Raw genomic sequence first — 8,527 nt, forward strand, 5'->3', positions numbered from 1 at the left:
GTCTCCGACACGATCGTCCGGCTTCCGCGGGTGCCGGTGCTGCTGCAGCCGCTGGTCGCCGTCGTTCCCCTGCAGCTCTTCGCCTGCCAGCTGGCCACCGAGCTCGGCCTCGACGTCGATCAGCCGCGCAACCTCGCCAAGTCGGTCACGGTCGAGTGATGGCGGTCCGCTGATGGCTGTCCTCGGGGTCGGGATCGACGTCTGCGACATCGCGCGCTTCGAGGAGTCCTTGGAGCGTACGCCGCGGCTGCGCGATCGCTTGTTCACCGCCGCCGAAGCGACCCGGCCGGTGGCCTCGTTGGCCGCCCGGTTCGCCGCGAAGGAGGCGCTCGCCAAGGCGTTCGGCGCGCCGCAGGGGCTGGAGTGGCACGACGCCGAGGTGGTCTCGGAGTCCTCGGGACAACCTCGTTTCGAGCTCCGCGGGACGGTGCTGGCGCAGGCCACCAAGCTCGGTGTGGTCACCGTCCATCTCTCGCTCTCCCACGACGCGGGGATCGCCTCGGCGATGGTCGTGCTCGAGGACTGAGCAGTCTCCTGAGGGCGCGCCCCTACGGACCTTCGACCCGGTCCGTCCCGGGTCCGGTGGCGCGTAGGGTTGTCCTATGCGGCGTGCGCACTCGGTTGAGCAGGTCAGAGCGGCAGAGAAGGCAGCGATGGCGAGCCTGCCCGAAGGCGCCTTGATGCAGCGGGCCGCGGCCGGGCTGGCCAACGCGGTCATCGCCCTGCTCCGGCAGCGGGGTCCCGGCGGCGCCTACGGCAAGCGCGTCGTCCTGCTCGTCGGGAGCGGGGACAACGGCGGCGATGCGTTGTACGCCGGGGCTGTCCTGGCCCGCCGGGGCGCGCGGGTCGAGGCCTGGTTGCTCTCCGGCGATGCGCACCCTGGTGGTCTGGCGACCCTGAGGAGTGCCGGGGGCAGGGTTGTGAAGCTCAGCGAGGGCTATGGGTCACTCTCAGGTTCACAACCCTCGGTCGTCGTCGACGGGATCGTGGGGATCGGGGGTAGGCCCGGGCTGAGACCGGACGCGGAGGAGGCGCTGGCGACGCTCGCCGGGGTGCCGGTGGTTGCCGTCGACACGCCGAGCGGGGTCTGCGTCGACACCGGGGAGCTCGACGGTGCGCATGTGACGGCCGACCTGACGGTCACGTTCGGCACCCACAAACCGTGTCATCTGCTCGACCCGGCCGCCTCGGCCTGCGGGACGGTGCAGCTGGTCGACATCGGTCTCGACCTGCCGGCCCCGGCCGTCGAGAGCCTCGAGGCGGTCGACGTGGCCGCGCTGGTGCCGCGGCCGGCACCGGACGGGCACAAGTACACCCGCGGAGTCGTCGGCCTCAGGGTCGGCAGCGCCACCTACCCCGGGGCCGCGCTGCTGGCCGTCTCCGGCGCCAACACCGGCCTGGCCGGGATGGTCCGCTACGTCGGGACGGCGTCCGAGTGGGTCAAGCGGCAGAACCCGGAGGTGGTCGGCGACGGCCAGGCACAGGCCTGGGTGGTCGGCTCCGGCAGCGCCGACGGCGCCAACAGCGCGCTCGCGTTCGCGCGGGCCAGCGGCGTACCTCTGGTCATCGACGCCGACAGCCTCCGCCCCCTGACCGGCCCGCTCGGGGTACCCGCCATCCTGACCCCGCACGCGGGCGAGCTGGCGGCGTTGATCCGGGAGGACCGCGGTGACATCGAGGCACGGCCGCTGCACTATGCGCGGCTCGCGGCGAAGCGGTTCCAGGCAGTCGTGCTGCTCAAGGGGCGGCGTACGACGATCGCCTCGCCGGACCCCGACACGCCCGTGCGGGTGAACACGACAGGGACCTCGTGGTTGGCCACCGCCGGATCCGGCGACGTGCTCGGCGGACTGATCGGCTCGCTGCTCGCGGCTGGTCTGGCGCCGATCGACGCCGCCTCGGCCGGAGCCTGGCTGCACGGCGCGGCCGCGGGCCTCGCCGCGAGCGGTGGCCACCTCGACGAGCTCGATACACCGCATCTCCATGAGCACGACAAGCTCGACCAGCGGGACTGGCCGGTCATGCGGGAAGGACCGGTCACGGCGAGCGGGGTCGCGGCGGCGATACCCGCGGTGATCAGATCCCTCCCCGCTGTCTCGCCCCCTTCGCCGTAGATCCCAGCGCGGCAACTATCCTTGACACCATGTCACCGAGCCGATCGCCTCGGACTCCGCTTCGGCGAGCCGAGATCGTCATCGACCTCGCTGCGATCCGGCACAACGTCACGCGGCTGAGGGACCACGTACGTACGCCGATCATGACGGTGGTGAAGGCCGACGGCTATGGACACGGCCTGGTCGAGGCCGGGCGTGCCGCGCGCGAGGGCGGGGCCGACTGGCTCGGCGTCGCCTCGGCCGACGAGGCGCTCGCGCTGCGAGAGGCCGGCGATGCCGGCCCGCTGCTGGCCTGGCTGATCATGCCCAGCGAGCCCGCCGAGGCCCTCGTCGCCGCCAACATCGACGTCACCGCCTACACCGTGGCCGACCTGGACAAGTTCGCTGCCGCCGGCGATGCGCTGGGTCTGACGCCACGAGTCCAGCTCAAGGTCGACACCGGGCTCGCCCGCGGCGGTTCGTCGTTCGCGGAATGGTCGAACCTGGTCGGTCGTGCGCGCATCCTGGAGGCCGAGCGCGCCATCCGGGTCACCGGGATCTGGTCGCACTTCAGCGCCAGCGAGGATCCCGCCGATCTGACCAGCGGGCTCCAGGAGAAGGTCTTCGCCGAGGCGGTCGCGATCGCGGAGCAGGCCGGCCTTCGGCCCGAGGTGCGCCACCTCGCCAACTCTGCCGGGGCGCTGCTGCGCCCCGGCGCCCGTCTCGACCTGGTGCGGGTCGGGATCGCGACGTACGGCATCGATCCCGCGCCCGGTGTCGAAGGTTCGCCGTGGGCGGACCTCGGCCTCGTCCCGGCGATGACCGTGCGCGCCGAGCTGGCGCTGGTGAAGCGCGTCGACGCCGGCGCGGGCGTCTCCTACAACCACACCTGGGTGGCCGAGGAGGCCACGACGGTGGGCCTGATCCCGGTCGGGTACGCCGAAGGGATCCAGCGCAGCGCGGGCAACCGTGCGTCGGTGTGGGTCGACGGTGCCCGGCGACCGGTGCGAGGCACCGTCTGCATGGACCAGTTCATGGTCGACCTCGGGGATGCCGAGGTCGAACCGGGCGCGGAGGTGGTCCTGTGGGGGACCGGTGCCGCCGGTGAGCCGACCGCTCAGGACTGGGCCGAGGCGAGCGAGACCATCGCGTACGAGGTCGTCACCAGAATCGGAGGACGGATGAAGCGGCGCTATATCGACAGTGACCAGGCAGAGGTCCGGGCAGACGACCGGGCTGACGTCCGGGCTGACGTCCGGGACGACGTCCGGGCTGACGTCCGGGCTGACGTCCGGGACGACGACGTGATCACGGCCTCAGGCAGTGAGAGCCCCAGCGCGCAGGGAGACGACCGATGAGCATCGCAGGACGAGCCGGCCAGATCGCGGCCGGGACCTTGGGCGCGGCAGCGGTAGCCGCGGCCGCCCGCGGCGCGGTGGTGGTCAAGAAGCGCCGCCGCGCGATCGAGGAGCGACCCGAGGACCGGACTCCGCTCGGCACGCTGCGGTCGTGTCCGGTCACCGTGGTGACCTCCGACGGCGTACCTCTTCATGTCGAGGTCGACGAGGTCGACCCGGCTCACGCCCGCACGGGTGCGTCCCGCGAGGTCACGCTCGTCTTCGTGCACGGCTTCTGCCTCAACCTCGACTGCTGGCACTTCCAGCGCGCCGCCTACCGCGGCCTGGTGCGGTCGGTCTTCTACGACCAGCGCAGCCACGGCCGTAGCGGTCGTTCCTCGCTCGGCAACGCCACCATCGAACAGCTCGCCGACGACCTGTTCGGGGTGCTGGAGGCGGTCGTGCCCGAGGGGCCGGTGATCCTGGTCGGTCACTCGATGGGCGGGATGACGATCGCAGCGTTCGCCGAGGAGCACCCGGAGTTCTTCGCTCCGTACGACGAGGGTGGCCGCGTCATCGGCGTCGGCCTGATCTCGACGACCGCCGGCGGGCTGGACCCGAGCCGGCTGCTCATCCCGATGCTTCCGGCCAAGCTGTCGGGCGGCATCGCCCACCGGACCATGAAGACGCTCGCCAGGGGGCACAGCCTGGTCGACCGGGTCCGTGCCATGGGCTCCTCCGTGGCGACGGTCTTCACCGACGTGTTCGCCTTCGGGGACGCCGTCCCGGCGGCGTACGTCGAGTTCGTCGACGGGATCCTGTCCCAGACGCCGTTCGAGGTTGTCGCGGAGTTCTTCCCGAGCTTCCGTTCGCTGGACAAGTACGCGAGCATCAACGCGCTCGGACGGGTGCCGACCACGATCATCTGCGGCACCGCCGACCGGGTCACCGCCATCGGCCACAGCCGCAAGCTGCACTCCTACATCCCGGGCTCGCGACTGGTCGAGTGCGAGCGAGCCGGTCACATGGTCATCCTCGAGCGCCACGGCCAGGTCAACGCCGAGCTCGACCAGCTGCTGGCCTCGGCGACCCGGGACGCGGCCTCGGCATGATCCTGGGGTCCGAATGAGTCTCGTCTTCGAGCGGGTCGGGCCGGAGGCCGCTGCCGAAGCACTCCGGATCGTCCAGGCTGCCTTCTCCGCGCGCCCACCGCTGGACCCGCCGGCGGACGCCCTCGGCGAGACCGAGGGGTCGATGAAAGAGCGCCTCTCCGGGTTCGGCGGGGTGCTGGCGCGGTTCGACGGGGTCGGCGTCGGGTCCGTCGTGATGGATCCCCAGGACTCGACCATGTGGCTGCGCCGCTTCGCTGTCCTGCCTGATCAGCAGGGTTACGGGGTGGCGCACAAGATGGTGACGTACGCAGCCGGGATCGCACGCTATGAGGGCTTCGACGACCTCGCGGTGATCGCGCGTGAGGAGCTCCCCGCGACGCTGCGGTTCTGGGAGAGGCAAGGCTTTCGGCGACTGCACAGTGATGAGGTCTCGGGTGACGCCCCGACGGTGCGACTTCACCGTCTGCTGAACGAGCATGTCGTCGAGGTGCTCGACGCCGAGGCGATGTCCGAGCTGGGACGGCGCGTTGCGGGCCTGGTCTCGGCAGGCGACGTACTCGTGCTCTCCGGCGGCCTGGGGGCAGGCAAGACGACCTTCACCAAGGGACTCGGCGCTGGGCTCGGTGCCCGCGGCGAGATCACCTCGCCGACCTTCGTGATCGCCCGGGTGCATCCCTCGACGGTCGGCGGGCCCGCGCTGGTGCACGTCGACGCCTACCGGCTCGGTGGGATCGACGAGCTCGACGACCTCGACCTGGACACCGATCTCGACGACGCGGTGACCGTCGTCGAGTGGGGCGAGGGACTGGCCGAGGGGCTCTCCGAGGCGCGCCTGGAGATCCGGATCGTACGTGCCGAGGCCGATGACGCACCCCTCGACACCGTCTCCGCCCCCGAAGGTGCGGATCCGCGGCGGGTGGAGATCGTCCCCGTCGGGCTGCGTTGGCGGGGCACCGATCTCACGTCGTTGTGAGCCATGAGGGCTCACGGTCCGTGGCGATCTCTTAAGGTGTGACAGTGCTGCTTGCATTCGACACCGCTACGCCCCAGGTCACCGTGGCGATCCACGACGGCGACGACGTCGTCGCCGAGATGGCCTCCGACCGGACCATGAAGCACGGTGAGCAGCTCGCGCCGTTGCTCGCGGCGATCATGTCCGAGGTCGGGATCGTGCGCCAGGACCTGACCGCGATCGCAGTCGGCGCCGGGCCCGGGCCGTTCACCGGGCTGCGCGTCGGGCTGGTCACTGCCCGGACCCTTGGGTACGTGCTGGAGATCCCGGTCTATGCGGCGTGCACCTTGGATGTCCTGGCCCTGGAGGCGGTGAACGGTGGAGCGGGCGGGGGTGGGTTCTTCGTGGCGACGGATGCTCGTCGCAAGGAGGTCTACCTTGCCTCGTACGACGCCGACGGCGCCCGGCTCGAAGGCCCCGTCGTCACCCGGCCGGCCGACGTCGCCACCTCCGCGCCGGTGGTCGGCGAGGGGGCGCTGCTCTATCCGGACGCGTTCCCGTCGGCGGTCGGTCCGCTGCGTCCCTCCGCGAGCTGGCTCGCGCGGGCCGTGGCCGAGGAGCGCGTCGAGCTGATGGACCCCGAGCCTCTCTATCTGCGCCGTCCTGACGCGGTCGAGCAGGCCCACCAGAAGCAGGCGACACCCAAGTGAGCGTACGCACGGCCGAAGCCGGCGACATCGACGCGATCGCCTCGCTCGAGCTGGAGGTGTTTCCCGATGATGCCTGGACCCCGGAGTACCTCCGGGTGGCGATCGACGGGAAGATGCCGACCGTACGGATCCTCGTCGCCGGGGAAGCTGCGGGACAGGGCGACGCTGCGGGACAGGTAGTCGGCCATGCGCTGGTGAGCGTGGTCTATGAGGTCGCGGAGCTGCAGCGGATCGCGACCGCGGCGGGTCGCCGACGTGAAGGGATCGGCCGGGCTCTTCTTGACGCCAGCCTCGATCTCGCCCGTGACGAAGGGGCCGAGCGTCTTCTCTTGGAGGTACGGGAGGACAACGTCGGGGCGGTCGCGTTCTACGAGAACTCCGGATTCATCGAGATCGACCGTCGCGAGCGCTACTACCGCGACGGCGCAACCGGGGTCGTCATGCAGCGTGAGCTGACCGGGCCGTGAGGTGACCGGGCCGTGAGGTGACCGGGCCGTAACACGTTCGACGCAGGCGGCCGGAAATGTCGGTGCTCTGTGGTGCGATGGGGGACATGTCCCTCAATCGCGAGCATCCCTACAACCACGCTGTTGGCTTGGCGATGGGGCGCGTCATCGGTCGCACGGGGCTGCGACCGCCCACGATCCTGGCGGTCGCCGAGGAAGCGAACACGGGCTCGGCAACCCTGCACCGGTGGTTCGGGGGCAAACAGAAGGTCATGCCTCACGCGGCGGCTGGTTTCGCGGGCGTCTTCTGGTCTGTAACCACCCGGCGGATCAACGGCCTGGGCTGGACAGGCTTCTTGCCATCGACTGAAGATGACGTGATCTGGGTCCGAGCGTGGCTCGGATTCGAGGAGCTCGCTCGCTCGGACGACGCAGTTGCTGAGCATGTCGCGGAGGTGTGGCATGACCTCGAGTCCTGGTTTCGCCGCCGCGTCGGGCGTGATCTCTCGGACATGGAGTCGGCCCGTCTAGCCGTGACTCTGAGAGGCCTGTGGATGAGCCTGACCTCCTCGCCTCCGCTCGATGCGACACTCGCACAGCAACTCTGGGCCGAATCGTTCGCGGATCTTGCCGATGACGCCGGCTCTGGCGGGGCCGCGGCGTAACTGCTCGAGGTCGTCGCGGCGGGCGAAAAATTTCGCCCGCTCGAGAAGGGCTTGAGGTGCCGGAGGTATCGGCCTGAGGTGCCGGGTCTCGACTTGTTGGGTCGTGGCCGCCTACACGTCGGCGTGGGGTCCTCCAGCGGGCGAAAAATTTCGCCCGCTCATATGGCCCCGCTCTGCGCCAGGGAGTCGAGGCCAGGGAGTCGAGGCCAGGGAGTCGAGGCCAGGGAGTCGAGGCCAGGGAGTCGAGGCCAGGGAGTCGAGGGCAGGGAGTCGAGGCCAGGGAGTCGAGGCCAGGGGATCGAGGCCCGGGGGATCGAGCCAGCGAGGGCGGCTCAGGGCAGAATGTTCGTATGACTTCTGGTGCCTTTCCTGACGAGCCTCTGGTCCTAGGAATCGAGACGTCCTGCGACGAGACCGGGGTGGGGATCGTCCGCGGGCACACGCTGCTGGCCGACGCGGTGGCGAGCAGCGTCGAGGAGCATGCCAGGTTCGGCGGGGTCGTGCCCGAGGTCGCGAGCCGGGCGCACCTGGAGGCGATGGTGCCGACGATCGAGCGCGCCTGCGACGAGTCGGGCATCAAGCTCCACGACATCGACGCCGTCGCCGTCACGTCCGGACCCGGTCTCGCCGGAGCCCTCCTGGTCGGTGTGGCAGCGGCCAAGGCACTTGCCATGGGACTCGACAAGCCGCTCTACGGGGTGAACCACCTGGCCTCGCACGTCGCCGTCGACCAGCTGCAGCACGGGCCGCTTCCCGAGCCCTGCGTGGCGATGCTCGTCTCCGGTGGTCACTCCAGCCTGCTCAGGGTCACCGACATCACCGGCTCTGCTGACGATCAAGCGGGCGACCCTCAAGCAGGCGGCCGGGGTGGCGTGGTGCCTATGGGTGCGACCATCGACGACGCCGCGGGGGAGGCCTTCGACAAGGTGGCCCGCCTCCTCGGCCTCGGCTTCCCGGGCGGACCGGTGATCGACAGGACCGCTACCTCGGGCAGTTCGATCGCGATCGACTTCCCGCGGGGCCTCAGCTCGCGCCGCGACCTGGAGCGACACCGCTTCGACTTCTCGTTCTCCGGCCTCAAGACCGCCGTCGCCCGCTGGGTCGAGGCCAAGGAGCGCAGCGGTGAGCCGGTCCCGGTCGCCGACGTTGCCGCCAGCTTCCAGGAGGCGGTCGTCGACATCCTGGTGAGGAAGGCCCTCGACGCAGCCTCCT

The 8,527-nt window shown here is 70.6% G+C and carries 9 protein-coding genes; all 9 read left to right on the forward strand.

All coding sequences use genetic code 11. The annotated features are described in order from the left end of the window. Nucleotides 1-172: 172 nt before the first annotated feature. A complete protein-coding gene (locus ACRDPS_RS18930; RefSeq protein WP_431503212.1) occupies nt 173-526 on the forward strand; it encodes a holo-ACP synthase in 354 nt (117 codons plus the stop codon). A 76-nt stretch (nt 527-602) separates the two neighbouring features. Continuing rightward, entirely contained in the window at nt 603-2,114 is a 1,512-nt protein-coding gene (locus ACRDPS_RS18935) for an NAD(P)H-hydrate epimerase (protein WP_431503213.1), read from the forward strand. A 29-nt stretch (nt 2,115-2,143) separates the two neighbouring features. Next, a complete protein-coding gene (gene alr / locus ACRDPS_RS18940) occupies nt 2,144-3,451 on the forward strand; it encodes an alanine racemase (protein ID WP_431503214.1) in 1,308 nt (435 codons plus the stop codon). After that, nucleotides 3,448-4,542 carry an alpha/beta fold hydrolase gene (locus ACRDPS_RS18945; protein ID WP_431503215.1) on the forward strand — a complete coding sequence of 365 codons (1,095 nt, stop codon included), beginning with the start codon at nt 3,448-3,450 and terminating at the stop codon, nt 4,540-4,542. The genes alr and ACRDPS_RS18945 overlap by 4 nt, the downstream gene beginning before the upstream one ends. 13 nt (nt 4,543-4,555) lie before the next feature. Then, nucleotides 4,556-5,515: a tRNA (adenosine(37)-N6)-threonylcarbamoyltransferase complex ATPase subunit type 1 TsaE gene (tsaE, locus tag ACRDPS_RS18950; RefSeq protein ID WP_431503216.1), complete on the forward strand. Its 960-nt coding sequence runs from the start codon at nt 4,556-4,558 to the stop codon at nt 5,513-5,515. A gap of 44 nt (nt 5,516-5,559) precedes the next feature. Then, nucleotides 5,560-6,204, forward strand: coding sequence for a tRNA (adenosine(37)-N6)-threonylcarbamoyltransferase complex dimerization subunit type 1 TsaB (tsaB, locus tag ACRDPS_RS18955; RefSeq protein ID WP_431503217.1), 645 nt, complete (start codon nt 5,560-5,562; stop codon nt 6,202-6,204). Next, nucleotides 6,201-6,671 carry a GNAT family N-acetyltransferase gene (locus tag ACRDPS_RS18960; protein WP_431503218.1) on the forward strand — a complete coding sequence of 157 codons (471 nt, stop codon included), beginning with the start codon at nt 6,201-6,203 and terminating at the stop codon, nt 6,669-6,671. The genes tsaB and ACRDPS_RS18960 overlap by 4 nt, the downstream gene beginning before the upstream one ends. Before the next feature lie 56 nt (nt 6,672-6,727). After that, nucleotides 6,728-7,315 carry a hypothetical protein gene (locus ACRDPS_RS18965; RefSeq protein WP_431503219.1) on the forward strand — a complete coding sequence of 196 codons (588 nt, stop codon included), beginning with the start codon at nt 6,728-6,730 and terminating at the stop codon, nt 7,313-7,315. A gap of 350 nt (nt 7,316-7,665) precedes the next feature. Continuing rightward, nucleotides 7,666-8,527: tRNA (adenosine(37)-N6)-threonylcarbamoyltransferase complex transferase subunit TsaD (gene tsaD / locus ACRDPS_RS18970; protein WP_431503220.1), on the forward strand; the 862-nt coding region annotated here is incomplete at its 3' end.

It is taken from the genome of Nocardioides sp. (genome assembly GCF_050699375.1).
In the GTDB taxonomy this organism is placed as follows: Bacteria; Actinomycetota; Actinomycetes; order Propionibacteriales; family Nocardioidaceae; genus Nocardioides.